We start from the raw sequence: 18,225 nt of genomic DNA, 5'->3' as shown, positions 1-18,225 counted from the left end.
TTGAAAACAACCTAGTTAATCCAGCTTTTGATTGTATCTCCCGCTTTACGGAAAAAGAGTTGGAAATCACTTGCCTCTTCCATCGGCACGGCCGCTACCATCTGAATCGGCGCAACACCTTTCACTGGCTGGTTTTTGTACAGCACTCTCGCTTCGCCCACCACATCCCCTTTGCTGAGCGGAGCCTGAATGCCCTGCTTAAACTGAACCTGGATGGTGTAATTTCCCTCTTCGCCGATTCGTGTGGGAATCAAGATCTTTTCATTGGCGACGACCGGCACTGTCCGTTCCACGCCATTGGGCAGAGCGAGGGTTTCTTTTCCCGCCACTTTTCCATTCTTAGCCACCAGTTCAGTGGGTTGAAAAGAGCCGAAGCCATAGTCCAGCAACTTGCTGGTCTCACTGAACCGGGCATCGTCAGAAGCGGTGCCCATCACCACCGTAACCAACCGGTAGTCCCGTTGTTTGGCCGTCCCTGTAAAACAATAACCCGCTTCATTCGTATGTCCGGTCTTCAGTCCATCGACGCCATCGTAAAAATGCTTAAATCCGGGTAACATCTTGTTCCAGTTCGGTTTTTTCTGGGCGTGGTCCGTCCCTTGCAAAAAGGTGGCGTTCGGCATGGAAGTGGTTTTCAACACTTCGGGGTAAGTTTTGATCAGTTCCCGGGCCAAAATCGCCGAATCCTGTGCTGACATCACATGCTCGCCAGGCACGTTGGGCGGATCGGGATACAGGTGCATATCCAATCCGGAAGCGCAACGGTAATGAGTATGTACCATGCCCAACGCTTTTGCTTTTTGGTTCATCATCTCCACAAAGGCTTCTTCGGAACCACCCACATGTTCCGCCAGCGCCACTGTCGCGTCATTGGCGGAGTACACCAGCATCGCCGTAAACAGTTCTTTTACGGGCACCTGTTCACCCGGCTTGAGAAATATTTGGGCCTCTTCAATTTTGGCGGCTCGGGGGCTGACGGTCACCATGTCATTCCAACTCAATTGTCCCTCGCTGATCTTGTCCAGCACGACAAAGGCTGACATCATCTTGGTCATGCTGGCCGGAGCTCTCTTTTCATCCGCCTTGTATTCGTCCAGAATCGCGCCAGAGTCAAAATCCATTAAAATATAGGATTTGGCTTTTACCTTTGGAGCCATTCCCTCAGCCCAGGTCCCCGTCGGCGAGCTGAGGAGGACGGACACGCACAGCACAACAGAAAGCGCGACAATTCGCGCAGCACGCATATGGTTCATTTCTCTATCTCCATAACAATGGTGTTGTAAAATTAACATTTTTATTCAAACTGACTTAATCCTGATACTAAATATATCAGAAATGCGGGGCAAAAAGAAATGAACAAGCAGAAAAGATCTGCTTGTTCACAAAACCGACGTTTACAGGTGGTAGTTTGGCGCTTCTTTGGTGATTTGCACATCATGCGGATGGCTTTCGCGCAAAGAAGCGGAGGTGATGCGGATGAAGCGGCTGTTCTCTTTCAGTTCTGTCAGGGTTGCCGTGCCGCAATATCCCATGCCAGCCCGAATGCCCCCAACGAGTTGATATACGGTATCGGCCAATGGTCCTTTGTATGGCACCCGTCCTTCAATGCCTTCCGGAACCAATTTTTGCTCGTTTTCTTGGAAATAACGGTCTTTGCTTCCCGCTTGCATCGCCCCGATCGATCCCATGCCGCGATACACTTTGAAGCGGCGGCCTTGGAAGATTTCCGTTTCGCCTGGGGATTCTTCGGTACCGGCGAATACGCTGCCCAACATCACCGCATCCGCTCCCGCGGCCAACGCCTTGACGATATCGCCGGAGTAACGGATTCCGCCATCCGCAATAATCGGCACGCCATATTGGCGGGCAACACTCGCGCAATCGTAAATCGCGGTGATCTGTGGCACACCGATTCCCGCTACGACGCGTGTGGTGCAGATTGATCCAGGGCCAATCCCCACTTTCACCACGCTGGCTCCCGCTTCAATCAAGTCGCGGGTCCCTTCCCCGGTCGCGACGTTTCCGGCAACGATAACGAGGTCTGGGTATTGTTCTCTTAAGGTGCGGACGGTATCCAAAACGCCTTTGGAGTGGCCATGCGCTGTGTCCACCACAACCAGATCCACTTCCGCTTCCACCAACGCGGCCACGCGACGCATCGTATCTTTGGACACGCCGACCGCCGCCCCGACCAACAGGCGGCCTTGGCTATCTTTGGCAGCGTTGGGGAACAAAGTGGCTTTTTCAATATCTTTAATGGTGATAAGTCCTTTGAGAATGCCATGCTGATCAACCAGCGGCAATTTTTCAATCTTGTGCTGTTGCAGAATCTCTTCCGCTTCAGCAAGCGTTGTTCCCACTGGCGCGGTAACCAAATTCTCTTTGGTCATCACTTCGGAAATGAGGGTAGAGTAGTTGCGTACAAAACGCAGGTCACGGTTGGTGAGGATGCCTACTAATTTACGGTTTTCATCAACGATCGGCACACCCGAGATGCGGTATTTGGCCATCAACTCCTCTGCATCGTGCACCTTATGTTCTGGCGTCAAATAAAAGGGATTGGTAATGACGCCACTTTCGGAGCGTTTTACCCGATCCACTTCTTCCGCTTGCTCTTCGACCTTCATGTTTTTATGAATGATTCCGATGCCACCTTGGCGAGCCATGGCAATCGCCATCGCCGATTCGGTGACGGTGTCCATGCCGGCACTGATCAAAGGAATGTTTAACTGCACTTTTTCCGAAAGTTTGGTCGCCACACTGACATCGCGCGGCAAAACTTCCGACTTGGACGGAACTAACAACACATCGTCAAATGTGAAACCCTCTTTAGCAAATTTCTCTTCCCACATACCTCGCTATCCCCTTTGGCCCTGAGTTTTTCTTGCAAGTTTAACAAGCCTTACACAATACTGTCAAGAATCCACCGATTGAACATTGGTTTTTCACTTTTCTTCACAAGTTATCCACAAGAACTGTGCATAACTATGGATGAATTGTGGATAACTTGTGAATCACTTGGACATCCATTCAGCCACCTTAAGCTTCGGATTGACTCGCCAATAGTTGTTATCATAAAAGGTTTTCAGCATGTATTTCCCTGGAAATGGTTACCTCTTTCTCTTTTATCACTACTTTCCGCACCAACAAGGCAACTCCCACTGCCAATCCCCCGTACCAACCCCGGCTTGATTCGTCTGGGATGTCATCGGGCGCATCGCTCTTTCTCCACCTTCATATTCTGTCGCAAGTGAAGTCCCTGCATGTGTTGTTCCCATTTAATCAAATGGGATATTGGTAAAGGCGCAAACAAACGGTCTGCCACGGGACTCCCCCCCATGGGGCCACTAAAACTCTTTTTTGTAGTATGTCCACCTTCCGGGGAACAAGTTCCGCTTGCTCCTCAATGGATCGGTAGCCGTCGGTGACGATTCCCGGATATTGGTTCCCCCTTTTCGGTTTGTGTGCCTTTGCAATCGTTAGATCCGTTCGCGTAAATGAAAAGATGTCGATGATTCCTGGTGTTTTGCCAAGGCTCACAAAAAGGCAGCGCCCCATGGGTGGCGGTTGCCAAGCCCATGTACCGTCTGCGAGGCGAGGTGGATTGGCCAAATCTTGGAGCGGTAGGGTTCCCCATCCAAACAAAATGAAAGCAGAAAGAGCAAAGCCTACTCTTCTCGTTTTTTCTTCCCAGCTTCCCTTTTGTTATAGCATGCAATTTTTTTCCTTACAATAAGGGAAAGCACAAGACGATAGGAGGTGAAGGTACATGATCAGGAAGTCAATCAAATGCATCTGCACAGAAAACCCCGAGCAATGGATATGGACGGAGTACATGTTATTACAAAACGAGGAAACCGCCCGCCGTTATCTGATTGACGCTTACAGCCGACGCCCTTTCAACCAGCCGGATCGTCTGGCCTATCGCAATGTTCCCGCCTTCACTTCCTATATCAACCAAGCCACGTCCCTCATCAAAGAAAGCCAGACTAACCACCCTTGGGTCCGTCCCATCTTGCTGTATTACGGGATGATGAGCATGCTCAAAGCGTGGCTCTTAACGCGCATTCCGGATTATCCGCAGAATACGGCGGTTTTGCGTCATGGGCTTTCCACCCGCAAACGAAAACGGGAGCGTTTCCGTTTCTGTGAAGATGAAATTAAGATTCAACGAGAAGGGTTGTTTCCCCTCGTTGCGGAGGAATGGAACCTCCCGCCCATGACGGGGGAAAGCTACACAGCCAAAGAGTTGTTTAGTTTTATACCCGATTTGCATCCCACTTATCACCGACTTTTTCAACAAAAGAGTTTGGCCCGCGTCTTTTTTACCCGTTCCGGCGCAGGCCTCCTTCTCCATGTTCCCGAACAGGTGCTGGATCACTTCCATCTCAGCGCTGAACGTCTTGTTGATAAATTAAACCAGGCAAGGCATGGGCTCTTTTCCCTGTCCACATCCAGAGGTTACGATGGGTATCTGACGCTGCATTGCGCATGTGATGAAGAGGGTCTATCCACTGTGGTTGTGGACAATCCCTTGCCACCCCATCCGGGTTTTCCCTCCTTATCCACAACGGAGTCCCTTTGTGTGAGTTTCCATCACCCTTGGTTTTATGAAAACAAAAAAGGCGATCTTTACCTGTGGTTAGGTAATGATCGCCCAGTCGCTCCGTTGCCGGAGATTTTGGTTCATTTGATGCTATTGTTTTCCCTCAGCATGTTATGTCGATATGATCCGCCCCTGTGGGGAGAAATCATGTTGGACAACCAACAGGCCGAGCAAATCATCATCCATGAATTGCTTGAGTTGGTGCCCCGCAAGTTTGCGCAATTGATGCTGACAGCTTTCGCCGAGGAAAAGCTCATCTTGCGGGCTCATTAACACTTAAGTTTATTCTTCCGTTGGAGCCGCCGGAGCTTCCATCTCTTCATCATCTTCGGCTTGCACTTTCGCCACAGCCGATACTTCATCATCATCCAGTTTAATCAATCTCACGCCTTGCGCATATCGGCCCATCACAGAGATGTCTTTCACATTGAGGCGAATCACAATGCCCGATTGGGTGACGATCATCAAGTCTTCATCATCGGAAACCACTTTATGACCGATCACATCGCCTTTTTTCTCAGTCAGGCTGAGTGTCTTAATCCCTTTCCCGCCGCGCGATTGCACACGATACTCTTCAATCGGCGTGCGTTTGCCGTAGCCATTGCGGGTGACGATCATCACATTCTTGTCGGGAATGACAATATCCATATCGATGACACGGTCATCCTCCGCCAAAGTAATTCCTTTCACCCCGGTGGCCGAACGACCCATTTCCCGCACTTCCATCTCTGGGAAACGGATCGACATTCCGCCTTTCGTTCCCATGATGACTTCTTGTTCCCCGTCCGTCAAGCGGACGCCGACCAGTTCGTCCCCTTCGCGCAAGTTGATGGCAAACAGGCCGTTGCGCCGAATGTTTTCAAACTCGCTCAAAGCGGTCTTCTTCACGACTCCCTCGGCGGTGCAGAAGAAGAGATACTGGTTGGCGGCGAATTCCTTCACAGGAATGATCGCTTGAATCCGCTCATCTTGGTCAATCTGGATCAAGTTGATGATCGCGGTGCCTTTGGCCGTCCGCCCCAACTCGGGAATTTCGTACGCTTTCAAGCGATATACCTTCCCTTTGTTGGAGAAGAAGAGCAAGTGGTTATGCGAATGCGTGACAAACATATGTTGGACAAAGTCATCATCGCGTGTTCCCATTCCGGTGATTCCTTTGCCGCCACGGCGTTGGGCGCGGTAGGTGGACAGCGGCATCCGCTTGATATAGCCACGATGGGTCATCATGATCGAGACTTCATCTTCAGGAATGAGATCCTCCTCTTCAATGTTGTCCTCATCCACCTTGATCATGGTGCGGCGCTCATCCCCATAGGTTTCTTTAATCTCGATGATCTCTTCCCGCAGGACGCCGCGGATTTTGTTCTCATCAGCCAAAATGGCCCGCAACTCCGCAATCAGTTTTTGCAGCTCTTGATATTCGGTTTCGATTTTTTCCCGTTCCAGACCGGTTAAGCGGTGCAATCTCATATCGAGGATCGCTTGCGCTTGTTTCTCGCTCAAGCCAAATTTCTCCATCAAGCCGGTTCGCGCTTCAGCCGTGGTGGCGGATGCGCGGATCAAGGCGATCACTTCATCGATATGATCAAGCGCAATCCGCAACCCTTCCAAGATGTGGGCCCGCTCTTCCGCTTTGTTGAGATCGAATTGGGTCCGTCTGCGAATCACTTCCACCTGATGAAGAATGTAGTAGTGCAACACCTCTTTCAGGTTGAGGACACGCGGTTGCCCATCAACAAGGGCCAGGGTATTTACTCCAAAGCTGGTTTGCAGGCTGGTGTGTTTGTACAAGTTGTTGAGGACGACGCGGGGATTGACATCACGGCGCAACTCAATCACGACTCGCATTCCGTTCCGGTCGGATTCATCACGCAAATCGGTGATGCCCTCAATCTTTTTGTCCCGCACCAATTCGGCGATTTTTTCAACCAGCTTCGCCTTGTTCACTTGGTAAGGCAATTCCTCAACAATAATGCGCATTTTGCCATTGCCAGCTTCTTCAATGCGCGTCTTGGCCCGGATTTGGATGCTGCCCCGACCGGTGCGGAAAGCCTTGCGGATACCTTCATACCCAAGGATGATCCCCCCGGTTGGGAAGTCAGGCCCTTTGATGACTTTCATCAGATGCTCTACGGTCGCTTCCGGATTGTCCAGGAGCATCAAGATTCCGTCGATCACTTCACGCAGGTTGTGCGGCGGAATGTTGGTGGCCATTCCTACAGCGATTCCCGATGCCCCGTTCACGATCAAGTTGGGGAAACGGGCCGGCAACACAAGCGGCTCTTCTTGTTGCCCGTCGTAGTTGGGACCAAAATCAATCGTATCTTTCTGGATATCCCGTAACATTTCCAGCGTAATCGGCGCCATTCTCGCCTCGGTATAACGCATCGCCGCCGGGGGATCGCCGTCAATCGATCCAAAGTTCCCATGCCCGTCGACAAGCGGATAGCGATAGGAAAAATCCTGGGCCATCCGTACCATCGCGTCATATACCGCCACATCCCCGTGGGGGTGATATTGCGCAGTGACGTTACCGGTGACACGAGACGATTTCTTATACGGCTTGTCAGGTGTCATTCCCAATTCATACAGCGTATAGAGAATTCGCCGATGCACAGGCTTCAACCCATCGCGCACATCGGGAAGAGCACGGCTGACAATGACGCTCATCGCGTAATCCAGGAAAGAGGTTTTCATTTCCTGGCTGATATTTATTTTCTGTATCCTTTGCATATCTGCCATTTTTTCATCTCCCCGCTACTTACCCACTGCTCTATACATCAAGAGTAGCCTGATTCGCGAATTCTTGAATGAACTCGCGCCGTGGTTCAACCCGATCTCCCATCAGCATTTCAAACACTTCGTCGGAATCCATCGCATCTTGGAGGGATACCTGCAAGAGCGTTCTGGATTCCGGATCCATCGTCGTCTCCCACAGCTGGGTCGCATTCATCTCGCCCAACCCTTTGTAACGCTGGATCTCGATTTTTCCGTTCTTTCCTTCGAGTTCCTTGAGGATTTGTTCTTTCATCCGGTCATTATACGCATAGCGGATCGTTTTTCCTTGCGTGATTTTATATAAAGGCGGTTGTGCGATATACACATAGCCATGTTCAATCAGCGGACGCATATAGCGATAGAAGAACGTCAAGAGAAGCGTGCGGATATGCGCTCCGTCCACATCGGCGTCTGTCATGATAACGATTTTATGATAGCGCGCTTTTTCTATATTGAAATCGTTGGCAATGCCGGTGCCAAGCGCGGTGATGATGGTGCGGATCTCTTCGTTGGACAACGCTTTGTCGATCCGGGCCTTTTCAACGTTGAGCACTTTACCTCTAAGGGGAAGAATCGCTTGGAACATGCGGTCACGCCCTTGTTTCGCCGTACCGCCCGCGGAGTCCCCCTCTACGATAAACAGCTCACTCTCCGCCGCATTGCGGGAAGTGCAATCAGCCAATTTCCCGGGCAATGAGCTTACTTCAAGGGCATTCTTGCGGCGGGTCAATTCACGCGCTTTCCGCGCCGCTTCCCGGGCCCGCGCGGCCATGACCGCCTTGCCGATCACTTTCTTGGCCACAGCTGGATTTTCCTCCAGATAGGTTTGGAAGTGCTCCGTGAACAATTGCTCCGTCGCCGTTCTCGCCTCACTGTTGCCCAGCTTGGTCTTGGTTTGCCCCTCAAACTGCGGATCGGAAATTTTCACGCTGATGATCGCCGTCAACCCTTCGCGCACATCATCACCGGTCAGGTTGCTGTCATTATCCTTCAACATGTTGTTTCGGCGAGCATAATCGTTGATAACACGTGTCAATGCCGACTTAAACCCGGATTCGTGGGTCCCACCCTCATGCGTGTGGATGTTGTTGGCATACGAATAGATGTTGGAAGAGAAGGAATCATTGTACTGCATGGCGATTTCCGCATGAATCGATTCTTTCTCGCCCATGATGTAAATCGGCGGTTCATGCAAGACTTCACGGTTGCGGTTCAAATGTTCCACAAACGACTGAATGCCGCCCTCGTATTGGAAAACCACTTGTTTCCCCTCACCGCGCTTATCTTCCAGAATGATCTTCACGCCACGGTTGAGGAAGGCCAACTCCCTGAGGCGGTTTTGCAAAATGTCGTAATCATACACCGTCGTTTCGGTGAAAATGGTGGCATCCGGTTTGAACGTAATGGTCGTTCCCGTTTCCTCCGTTTGGCCCACGACTTCCAAATCATGTTCCGGCACTCCACGGCGGTACCGTTGACGATGGATTTTCCCTTCCCGTTTGACTTCCACTTCCAGCCACTCGGACAGGGCGTTTACGACCGATACCCCCACCCCGTGCAACCCGCCGGAGAATTTGTATCCTTCGCCATCGAATTTCCCGCCGGCGTGCAACACGGTCAACACGACCTCCACCGCCGGCCGCCCCAGTTTGGGTTGAATCCCGACCGGAATCCCGCTACCGTTGTCGATGACAGTGACGCTGTTGTCCTCATTGACGATGACATGGATGGTATCGCATCGGCCCGCCAACGCTTCGTCAATACTGTTATCCACCACTTCCCACACCAAGTGGTGCAAGCCCCGGCTCGACGTGGAACCGATATACATCCCGGGACGCTTTCGTACAGCTTCCAACCCTTCAAGCACTTGAATTTGTGTTTCATCATAATTGGTTTTATTTACGGACACGTTTGGTCACCTGCTTCCTTATCCAGAACTACTGAAAACAAACCAAAGGATCATTTCCATGATTTCTGGCTCTGATCCGCCCTTTTTTTCAATGTGGTCGATGAGATGGGCGAAGCAAACACGCGATCTTTGGTTATCACGTAAGACTTAATCTCATCTGGAGAGATGTGTTCCATTCTCCCCTCGTTTTTGGCTATTTGTACAAAATGCGTCTCATTGGCCGCCTGCTCCGCCGCACCCGCATCCAAAATGGCTACCACCTCTCGAATGCGAATCATGCGGCTGCCGCCCAGGTGAATAAACACCTTATCCCCCCAGTTCTGTGATACTCCCTTGCCGCACCTGATAAATTCGGGCCCGCGCAAGCGTTTCAGGGTCAATCCCCTCCAGGCCCGTCGTGGTGACGAACGTTTGCACCTTTCCACGAATGGCCTCAAGCAAATGCGTTTTACGCGAGTCATCCAGTTCGGACAACACATCATCTAATAACAAAATCGGATAATAGCCTGTTTCTTGGCGGATCAGTTCTATTTCCGCCAATTTAAGTGATAAAGCGGCTGTGCGCTGTTGCCCTTGAGAGCCGTATAAATGCAGATTCAACCCATTTACGGACAAATAGAGGTCATCCCGATGCGGGCCAACCAGCGTGCTGCCGCGCATGAGTTCTTTGTCTCTGTTCCTTTCCAATTCCCGTCTCAGTAGGTTAACCCATTCTTGTTCATCTTGCAAAGCGGCTATCGGCAGTGAAGAGCGGTATTCCACCTGAAGTTCTTCATGTTGGCGGGTAATCGCGCAGTGGATCTCTTTGGCCCATTCTTGTAGAGAGGTTAAAAATTGAAAGCGTTTTTTCCACAGTTGAACAGAGATGTGGACAAACTGTTCATCCAGCACCTCCAACAGCGGGGACTGAGCGCTTCTTTTTTGCGCCATCTGCTTCAGCAAGCTATTTCGCTGCGTCAACAGCTTGTTCAGCTGCGTCAGATTATGGACATAATTGGGGCTGACTTGCCCGATCTCCATATCTAAAAAGCGCCGGCGAATTTGCGGGCTTCCTTTCACGATCGCGAGATCTTCCGGAGCAAACAGGACAGCGGGCAATGTGCCGATGTATTGACTCAGCTTTTGCTGTTCGATGCCATTTCGGATCACTTTCTTACCTTTTTCGGAAAGTTTAACTTCGAGACGAATGGCCTGCTGTCCTTTTTTTACTCTCGCTTTTATATTGGCGTGGGGCTGGCCAAACTGGATTAAATCCTTATGTGAGCGGGTTCGGTGGGATTTGCCCAAAGCCAAGACATACAGTGATTCAAGCAGGTTCGTCTTGCCTTGGGCGTTGGGCCCCACAAAGAGGTGTAGTTCCTCCGGACACGAGAGGGATACTTCGTTCAAGTTACGATACTGTTTACAGTCTAAACTTTCTACACGCAAGCAGGGTTCCTCCCTTAGTCTTGGACCACCTGCACGGAGCCAAATCCGTCTATTTCCACAATATCTTGTGGATAAACCTTTCTCCCTCTTCTCGTTTCCACTTCGTCATTCACTTTCACTTCAACATCCATGAGGAAGTGTTTGGCCTGTCCACCGCTATCGATCACATCCAACATTTTAAGCAATTGCCCGAGCGTAATATAAGGCCCTTCTATGTGAAATTTTTTCAAAATGGCAAACCCTCCTTGGCCAGTCAACGGGTGCGAATGGGAACGATCAAATGCAAGGAATCCTCGCGATCAGTAGGTTGAATCAAGAATGGTGTCATCATACCGGTAAATTGGATGCGAATCTCGTCACTTTCAATCGAGCGGAGGGCCTCCATCATATATCGCGCATTAAAGGAGATGCTCAGTTCCGGTCCATTTACTTTCGCAACCACTTCTTCCGTTACGCTTCCAATATCTTGAGCAGCGGAATTCACTTCTACTTTTCCGTCTCTTAACGTCCATTTTATCACATTATCCCGTCCATCCCGACTAATTAGCGATGCACGATCAACGGATTGTAACAATTCCTTGGTGGATGAGACCAATTCCGTCTCCCCGCTTTGCGGGATCACGCGGTTGGTGTCGGGATAAGTGCCCTCCAAGAGCCTGGAGTAAAATTCCAATCCGTCCGTTTTGGCGAGAAGTTGGTTTTCCGCTACGATGATATCCACATAACCGGTGTAATCGGCTAGCGTTTTGGCCAGCTCAGACAAACTTTTGCCCGGCACAATCACATTGCTGAGAGAGAGGGTTTCTGAACCCTCCACCGCCGCCTGTTGCTTGGATAAACGGTGGCTATCCGTCGCCACACAGGTGAGGATGCCTCCTTCCAACTGAAACAAAACGCCTGTCAACACACCGCGCGCTTCATTGGTTGCCACGGCAAAACCGGTTTGGCGGATGAGCGACTTCAACGTTTCGGCGGGAACGCTGAACATCATCTCTGTGGATAAGTGAGGCAAACGCGGATACTCCACAGGGTCAAACCCATTCAATTGAAATTCGGCCGTCTCGGAACGAATCGTCGCTTGAAACTTTTCATTCACAACCCATTCCACTTGGTCACCCGGCAACTTGCGCACAAGATCGGCAAAGATTCGCCCTGGCAAGACGACACTTCCCATCTTTTCCACAAATACTTGTTCTAAGTCCTCTTTCTGTTTAGTTACGCGTACCTGAATCGTAATATCCGAGTTGCTTCCTGTCAGGGTGAGTCCCTGTTCGTCTGCTTGAATCTTCATCCCGGTCAGAATGGGGATCGTTGTCTTGGAAGAGACCGCTTTGGAAACTTGGGATACAGCTTCTACTAGGGCTGTTTTAGCCACACGGAACTTCATCATTCATCCTCCTTGTATGTGGAAACAAAATAAAAATGGAAAGGGGATTGTGATCATCATCGATGGTGCATCTTCATATATATCTTTTTTTAAAAACAGCAGTAACAGTATTAGGGGCTGTGGATAATGTGTATAAGTGAGCCGAAGCTAGATGGACAGCCTATACACGGGTGTGGAAAAAGTGTGCATAGGCTGTCCTCAGTTGTCCACATCATTCACATCGGGTGTGTATAAGTAGAAGAGTTCTACTTAATGGAAAAAGAAAAAAATCTCGTTCACAAGTTAGACACACAATTCGACATCGGCTTTTATATATGAAAAGAATGATTCTCTAAAAGGGCCTGTTCGCATTATGAACCGCGTTTAATCCGGTTTTTCAGTTCGTTGATCGCCTGTTCCACTTGCGGGTCCTGCGTCAAAATGCGGCTGATCTTCTCATGGGCGTGTATCACCGTGGTGTGGTCCCGCCCGCCAAAGTCCTCACCGATCTTGGGCAGAGAGTGGTCCGTCAACTCACGGCAGAGGTACATGGCGATTTGGCGCGGGAAGGCGACGGACTTGGTCCTTTTTTTGCTTTTTAATTCTTCCACACGCAACCGGTAATAGTTGCAAACTTCTTGTTGAATGTCTTGGATGCTGATCACCTTGGGACGCGAGTGCGGCATGATGTCCTTCAACGCTTCCGCGGCCAATACGGGCGAAACGGGCTGGTTCATCAGCGCGGAGTAAGCGACGACGCGAATCAAGGCCCCTTCCAACTCACGGATGTTGGTGTCGACACGATCAGCGATAAAAGCAAGGACTTCACTGGGAACATCTAAATTATCAGCAATCGCCTTTTTGCGCAAGATCGCGATCCGTGTCTCAAGGTCGGGCGGTTGCACATCCGTAATCAAGCCCCATTCGAAACGGGAACGCAACCGGTCTTCCAGTGTTGGGATTTCCTTGGGGGGACGGTCACTGGAGATGATGATCTGCTTGTTGGCTTCATGCAGTGCATTAAATGTATGGAAGAATTCTTCCTGCGTTTGTTCTTTTCCCGCCAGGAATTGAATATCGTCAATTAACAAGATATCCACAGAGCGATACTTATTCCTGAATTGGATTGTTTTATTGTCTCGAATCGAGTTGATAAATTCGTTGGTGAATTTTTCGGACGAGATGTAGACCACCCGGCTGGATGGCGTGTGGCCCAACACATAATGGCCGATCGCATGCATCAAGTGGGTTTTTCCCAACCCTACGCCACCGTAGATGAAAAGGGGGTTGTAAGCTTTGGCCGGCGCTTCGGCCACGGCGAGGGAAGCGGCATGGGCAAAGCGGTTACCGGAACCGATAACGAAGGTGTCAAAGGTATAGCGCGGATTGAGTTGGGATTTGGGCGGCGCTTCTTCTTCGGACACTTCAGGAATGAGTTGTGCGGGCGCTTCGGTTTCGGTTTCTTCTTTTTCGGCGGTATGGCTGACGAATTTCACCCCAAGCGTTGACCCGGTGACTTCTTTTAACGTATCCCGCACAAGATCGGCGTAACGTGACTCCAGCCAATCGCGGGCAAAATCGTTCGGTGCGGAGACGATGAGGATATCCCCATCCAAATCGACGGCTTCAGTCGCTTTGAGCCAGGTTTCAAAACTGGGCTTGCTGATCTTGTCTTGTATAGCTTCAAGTGTTCTTGCCCATAATTCCTGTATGTGAATCACTTGAATCCCTCCTTTGCGACAGTTTGTTGACAGAGTTTATACAGAGTTGTGTCCATACGTAAACAGATTTATGAAACCATCTATACACAGGTTTTTCCCTGTATTTGTAAGCCTTTAAGGCACTTATTAACAGAACTCACAGGCTGTGGATACCTTTTTACACAGCTTGTGGATGGAGCTTGCGTCACTTATCCACATTGTGTGGATAAAAACCCATGAAGCGACAATTATCCACAAGAAAACAAAATAAGAATATCAAAAGATACCAGTATTTACAATGGGAAATAGTAAGTTATCCACAATTCACAGGAGTTGGATCGGACGGTTATTCACAGGTGTGGATGCTGTGGATAGATGGAGGATAATGTCGGGATAAGGCGTGGATAGAAAAATCTATATCCACATGTGGATAACTCATTATGCACAAAGTCCGTTCCTTGACATTGCTCGCATCATCTCGCTATAATGAGAGAGATTGCCCATCGGTATGTAATCCAAGTAAGATACAGAAGGGAGGGTTTCCTGGTTCATGGATTCCCTATCAGGCTACAAGCAAAGTGGTTGCTGCAGCGGATAGTGGGCTGATAAGACCAGGTCGACTATATGAAACGCACTTATCAACCAAGCAAGCGCAAGCGCAAAAACGTTCATGGTTTCCGTGCACGCATGGCAACCAAAAACGGTCGCAAAGTTTTGGCGCGCCGCAGAAGAAAAGGAAGAAAAGTATTATCCGCTTAATTGGCCACTCATTGATGTGGCCTTTTTTCCTATCTTCTTATATCCTCTCTGTTTAATCTGTCCGCTTTTGCTCTATAATGGTGAAAGATCGTTAATCTGTTTGGGAAGGAGCCGTCTTTTTGCAACAGGAATATCGTCTGAAGAGGCGAAACGACTTTACAAGGGTTTTTCGAGCAGGCAACTCGGTGGCAAATCGCCAATTTGTCGTGGTGATGCATGCGCGCAAAGATGAAGGCGTCCCGCGCATCGGGGTGTCTGTCAGCAAAAAGGTGGGAAAAGCGGTGGTTCGCAACCGAGTGAAACGGTTGGTCAAAGAAGCGATGCGACAATGGACTTCCTATTTAAAACCGCAAACCGATTTCGTGATCATCGCCCGTATTCCAGCGAAGGAGATGGATTATCACCAAGTGAGGTCAAGCCTTTACCATGTGCTCAACAAAGGAAAAGCCTTTGCCAAAAAACCGCCGCATCCACTATCCAATTGAAAGAGGAGATGGGGATGAAAGCGCTCGCCTTGGGTCTAATAAAATTTTATCGTCGGTTTATTTCACCTTTGAAGCCGCAGCCTACCTGTCGCTTCGTGCCTACCTGTTCAGAGTATGCACTGACCGCGATCCGGCGCCACGGGGTTCTTGCGGGGGGTTGGCTTACATGCAAAAGGCTTCTCAAATGTCATCCCTTTCATCCTGGCGGATTTGATTATGTACCAGAGAAACATAGCAAGCAGGCGGAGAAACGGGCCAATAAATTATTGAAGAGATGAGGAGGGAACTCCCGTGTTGAAACGTAAGCGCAACATAGCCATCTTGTTGCTGTTGGCGATGGCGGTTGTCATCCTCGCAGGCTGTGCGCCGCAACAACAACAATTTAAGATTGATTATGAGAACCCAAGTTTGTGGCAAAAGTTCCTGGTGATTCCCATGTCCGATCTGTTGGACTGGTTTAAGGGGCTGTTGGGCAACTATGGCTTATCGATCTTGGTCGTTACTTTTCTTGTGCGCCTGATTGTGTTTCCACTCACCTGGAAACAGCAGCAAAGCTCCAAGGCCATGCAGGAATTGCAACCCCATTTGGTGAAGATCAGGGAGAAGTACAAAAACAACCAGCAGAAGATGCAGGAAGAGACGATGAAGCTGTTCCAAAAGCACAACGTCAACCCGATGGCCGGTTGTTTCCCCATGTTGATCCAGATTCCCATTTTGTTCGCCTTTTATCAAGCGATCATGGGAAACCGCCATATCTTTACGTCCGATTTCCTCTATTTGCAGTTGGGACAACCGGATCCTTATTATATTTTGCCGCTCTTAGCCGCATTTACTACGTACCTGCAGTTTATCGCAACGGGTGCGGCGGATAACCCGCAAACGAAGGTAATGCTATGGGTGATGCCGATCATGATCTTCTTCTTGGCGTATCAATTCCCGTCGGCGCTTTCTTTGTACTGGGTATACGGCAATATTTTCACCATTCTGCAATACTTGATCTTTTTCAACAAGAAAAAAGTGAAAGGTAATGTATCGGAGGGGACTGCTCGTTGACGAAAGTGACCATCGAAGCAGACACAATTGAAGAAGCGCTGGAGCAAGCTTGCGCCCGCTTGCAAGTTTCCCGCGATCAGATTACTTATCGTGTGCTGTCTGAGCCGAATAAAGGCTTACTCGGTGGTCTCATTGGCCGGCGCCAGGCGGTGGTCGAAGTGGCACTGGCGGAACATCCTGTAGAGAAAGCCGTTCACTTTCTCACGGAGTTGGTTGCCAAATTGGGGATCAAGGCGCAAGTGCACGTTCATCCGCCGCAGGATGGAGAGCAGCCCGTGGTGCTGGAATTGGTCGGGGAAGAATTGGGCCCACTTATCGGTCGGAGGGGCCAAACAATCGAGGCCTTGCAGATATTGACGCATACCGTGGCCAACCGTGGTACGACCAAACCTGTCCGGTTTCAATTGGATGCGGATGGATACCGGAAACGGCGCCAAGAGCGGTTGGTTGGCATCACGGAAAAAGCGGTGGCTGAGGCTCTGGCGACGAAGCGGCCGGTCGAACTGGCACCCATGCCCGCGCACGAGCGAAAAGTCGTTCATTTGGTGGCGCAAAATCATGCCGGCATTGTCACGTATAGCATAGGGACCGAACCGGAACGCCGTGTGGTCATTGATTGGAACCGACAAAGTTGAATGAGATGATTGCTGATTCTCCCCATCATGGGGAGTTTTTTTCGTATCAGAATCTTTTTTGCTTGCCGTTTCAGGCTATGCTAAGATTAACTATTAGGAAAATCTTAGAGGTGACATGATGGATACGGATACAATTGCAGCCGTTGCGACACCCGTTGGCGAAGGCGGGATTGCCGTCATACGAGTGAGCGGCCCAGAAGCGATATCAATTGTGGATCAACTATATAAAGGGAAAAAGAAGTTAGCTGAGGCAAAGACGCATACGGTACACTATGGACATATTGTTGAACCGCAGAGCGGTGAACGTATTGATGAAGTCCTGGTGACCGTCATGCGGGCGCCGCGTACGTTTACGCGCGAGGATGTGGTGGAGGTTAGTTGCCATGGGGGGATAATTCCGGTACAAAAGACATTGGAAGCCCTGCTTGCGGCGGGAGCCAGGCTGGCTGAGCCTGGCGAATTCACCAAACGCGCCTTTTTAAACGGCCGCATTGATTTATCGCAAGCGGAAGCGGTGATCGACCTGATCCGTGCCAAAACGGATCGGGCGGCCAAGATTGCGTTGTCCCAGACGGAAGGGCGGCTGTCGCGTTTAATAAATAATCTGCGGAACGAGATTCTGGAGACGCTGGCCCATTTGGCGGTCAATGTAGATTATCCGGAGTATGATGCGGAGGAGATGACTGCGCAGTTCTTGGAAGAGCGTTGCCGTTACATCGCAGGCGAGATCGACCGTCTGCTTAACACGGCAAGGCAAGGCAAAATCTACCGAGAAGGGATTTATACGGCAATCATCGGTCGGCCCAACGTGGGGAAATCGTCATTGATGAATGCATTGACCCAGGAAAACAAAGCCATTGTGACGGATATTCCAGGCACGACCCGCGATGTGATCGAGGAGTATGTCAATGTGCGGGGGATTCCGTTGCGCTTGCTCGATACGGCCGGAATCCGGGAAACGGAAGATGTAGTGGAGAGAATTGGGGTGGAGCGGTCGCATAAAGCGCTGGAACAAGCCGATTTGGTCTTGTTGGTGCTCAACTTTGCCGAACCGCTGGCTGAGGAAGATCGGCGCCTGCTTGAGTTGATTGGGCCCCATACGGCGGTAGTGATTGTCAATAAGGCGGATCTGCAGGGGCGGTTGGATTTGGATGAAGTGAAATCGTTGATCGGTGACAAACCGCTCATTACCACTTCGCTTAAAGAAGAACGGGGCATTGAGGACTTGGAAGAAGCCATTTCCCAGTTGTTCCGCTTGGGCAAAGTGGATGCCGCAGATGGGACCTATGTCAGCAATGCACGCCACATCCATTTGTTGGAAAAGGCGAAAAGCAGCGTGGATGAAGTGGTTCGCGGAATCGAAGCGGGCATGCCGCTGGACATGGTGGAGATCGACCTTAAAAACGCTTGGCAATATTTGGGGGAAGTGATTGGGGACGCTGTGGCGGAAGATCTGATCGATCAGATTTTTTCGCAGTTCTGCTTAGGAAAATAAAAGTGGGGTGA

16 protein-coding genes are annotated in these 18,225 nt (G+C 50.2%); 7 read left to right on the top strand and 9 right to left on the bottom strand.

Translation table 11 applies throughout. The features are described 5' to 3' along the window. Positions 1-11: 11 nt before the first annotated feature. Together ACFQNG_RS03235 and guaB are read right to left on the bottom strand one after the other, a co-directional pair. Positions 12-1,253: a D-alanyl-D-alanine carboxypeptidase family protein gene (locus ACFQNG_RS03235; RefSeq protein ID WP_379863397.1), complete on the bottom strand. Its 1,242-nt coding sequence runs from the start codon at positions 1,251-1,253 to the stop codon at positions 12-14. 141 nt (positions 1,254-1,394) lie between these two features. Beyond that, on the bottom strand, positions 1,395-2,852 hold the full coding sequence (guaB, locus tag ACFQNG_RS03230) for an IMP dehydrogenase (RefSeq protein ID WP_379863396.1): 1,458 nt from the start codon (positions 2,850-2,852) through the stop codon (positions 1,395-1,397). Positions 2,853-3,769: 917 nt separating this feature from the next. Between guaB and ACFQNG_RS03225 the strand changes: the two genes are divergently transcribed. Continuing rightward, complete coding sequence (locus ACFQNG_RS03225; protein ID WP_379863395.1) at positions 3,770-4,879, top strand: YaaC family protein; 1,110 nt, start codon at positions 3,770-3,772, stop codon at positions 4,877-4,879. Positions 4,880-4,888: 9 nt separating this feature from the next. Here the strand turns inward: ACFQNG_RS03225 and gyrA are convergent, their stop codons facing one another. The 7 genes from gyrA to dnaA form a co-directional block, all read right to left on the bottom strand. Further along, the gene (gene gyrA / locus ACFQNG_RS03220) at positions 4,889-7,348 is read right to left on the bottom strand and encodes a DNA gyrase subunit A (protein WP_379863394.1); all 2,460 of its coding nucleotides are present in this window, start codon (positions 7,346-7,348) and stop codon (positions 4,889-4,891) included. Positions 7,349-7,379: 31 nt separating this feature from the next. Beyond that, positions 7,380-9,293, bottom strand: a complete 1,914-nt coding sequence (gene gyrB, locus ACFQNG_RS03215; RefSeq protein ID WP_379863393.1) for a DNA topoisomerase (ATP-hydrolyzing) subunit B — start codon at positions 9,291-9,293, stop codon at positions 7,380-7,382. Positions 9,294-9,343: 50 nt separating this feature from the next. Next, positions 9,344-9,598 (bottom strand): extracellular matrix regulator RemB, encoded by a 255-nt coding sequence (remB, locus tag ACFQNG_RS03210; RefSeq protein WP_379863392.1) that lies wholly within the window; start codon positions 9,596-9,598, stop codon positions 9,344-9,346. Between the two features lies 1 nt (position 9,599). After that, positions 9,600-10,721 (bottom strand): DNA replication/repair protein RecF, encoded by a 1,122-nt coding sequence (gene recF / locus ACFQNG_RS03205; protein WP_379863390.1) that lies wholly within the window; start codon positions 10,719-10,721, stop codon positions 9,600-9,602. Between the two features lie 14 nt (positions 10,722-10,735). Continuing rightward, positions 10,736-10,951, bottom strand: coding sequence for a S4 domain-containing protein YaaA (yaaA, locus tag ACFQNG_RS03200; RefSeq protein WP_379863389.1), 216 nt, complete (start codon positions 10,949-10,951; stop codon positions 10,736-10,738). Between the two features lie 23 nt (positions 10,952-10,974). Beyond that, positions 10,975-12,108, bottom strand: a complete 1,134-nt coding sequence (gene dnaN / locus ACFQNG_RS03195) for a DNA polymerase III subunit beta (protein ID WP_379863388.1) — start codon at positions 12,106-12,108, stop codon at positions 10,975-10,977. 350 nt (positions 12,109-12,458) lie between these two features. Continuing rightward, complete coding sequence (gene dnaA / locus ACFQNG_RS03190) at positions 12,459-13,808, bottom strand: chromosomal replication initiator protein DnaA (RefSeq protein ID WP_379863387.1); 1,350 nt, start codon at positions 13,806-13,808, stop codon at positions 12,459-12,461. Between the two features lie 603 nt (positions 13,809-14,411). Here dnaA and rpmH point away from each other — a divergent pair. From rpmH to mnmE, 6 genes are all read left to right on the top strand, one after another. Next, positions 14,412-14,546, top strand: coding sequence for a 50S ribosomal protein L34 (rpmH, locus tag ACFQNG_RS03185; RefSeq protein WP_083464932.1), 135 nt, complete (start codon positions 14,412-14,414; stop codon positions 14,544-14,546). Positions 14,547-14,665: 119 nt separating this feature from the next. Then, positions 14,666-15,031: a ribonuclease P protein component gene (rnpA, locus tag ACFQNG_RS03180; RefSeq protein WP_379863386.1), complete on the top strand. Its 366-nt coding sequence runs from the start codon at positions 14,666-14,668 to the stop codon at positions 15,029-15,031. Positions 15,032-15,045: 14 nt separating this feature from the next. Next, positions 15,046-15,309, top strand: coding sequence for a membrane protein insertion efficiency factor YidD (gene yidD / locus ACFQNG_RS03175; RefSeq protein WP_379863385.1), 264 nt, complete (start codon positions 15,046-15,048; stop codon positions 15,307-15,309). Between the two features lie 58 nt (positions 15,310-15,367). Then, the gene (locus ACFQNG_RS03170) at positions 15,368-16,084 is read left to right on the top strand and encodes a YidC/Oxa1 family membrane protein insertase (protein WP_379863479.1); all 717 of its coding nucleotides are present in this window, start codon (positions 15,368-15,370) and stop codon (positions 16,082-16,084) included. A gap of 5 nt (positions 16,085-16,089) precedes the next feature. Further along, positions 16,090-16,719, top strand: a complete 630-nt coding sequence (gene jag, locus ACFQNG_RS03165) for an RNA-binding cell elongation regulator Jag/EloR (protein WP_379863478.1) — start codon at positions 16,090-16,092, stop codon at positions 16,717-16,719. 118 nt (positions 16,720-16,837) lie between these two features. Further along, a complete protein-coding gene (gene mnmE, locus ACFQNG_RS03160; protein WP_379863384.1) occupies positions 16,838-18,214 on the top strand; it encodes a tRNA uridine-5-carboxymethylaminomethyl(34) synthesis GTPase MnmE in 1,377 nt (458 codons plus the stop codon). Positions 18,215-18,225 lie beyond the last annotated feature (11 nt).

The sequence above is a fragment of the Laceyella putida genome, from assembly GCF_042665195.1.
In the GTDB taxonomy this organism is placed as follows: Bacteria; Bacillota; Bacilli; order Thermoactinomycetales; family Thermoactinomycetaceae; genus Laceyella; species Laceyella putida.
Note: the sequence above shows the minus strand (reverse complement) of the source record. Positions and strands in the feature narration are given on the sequence as shown.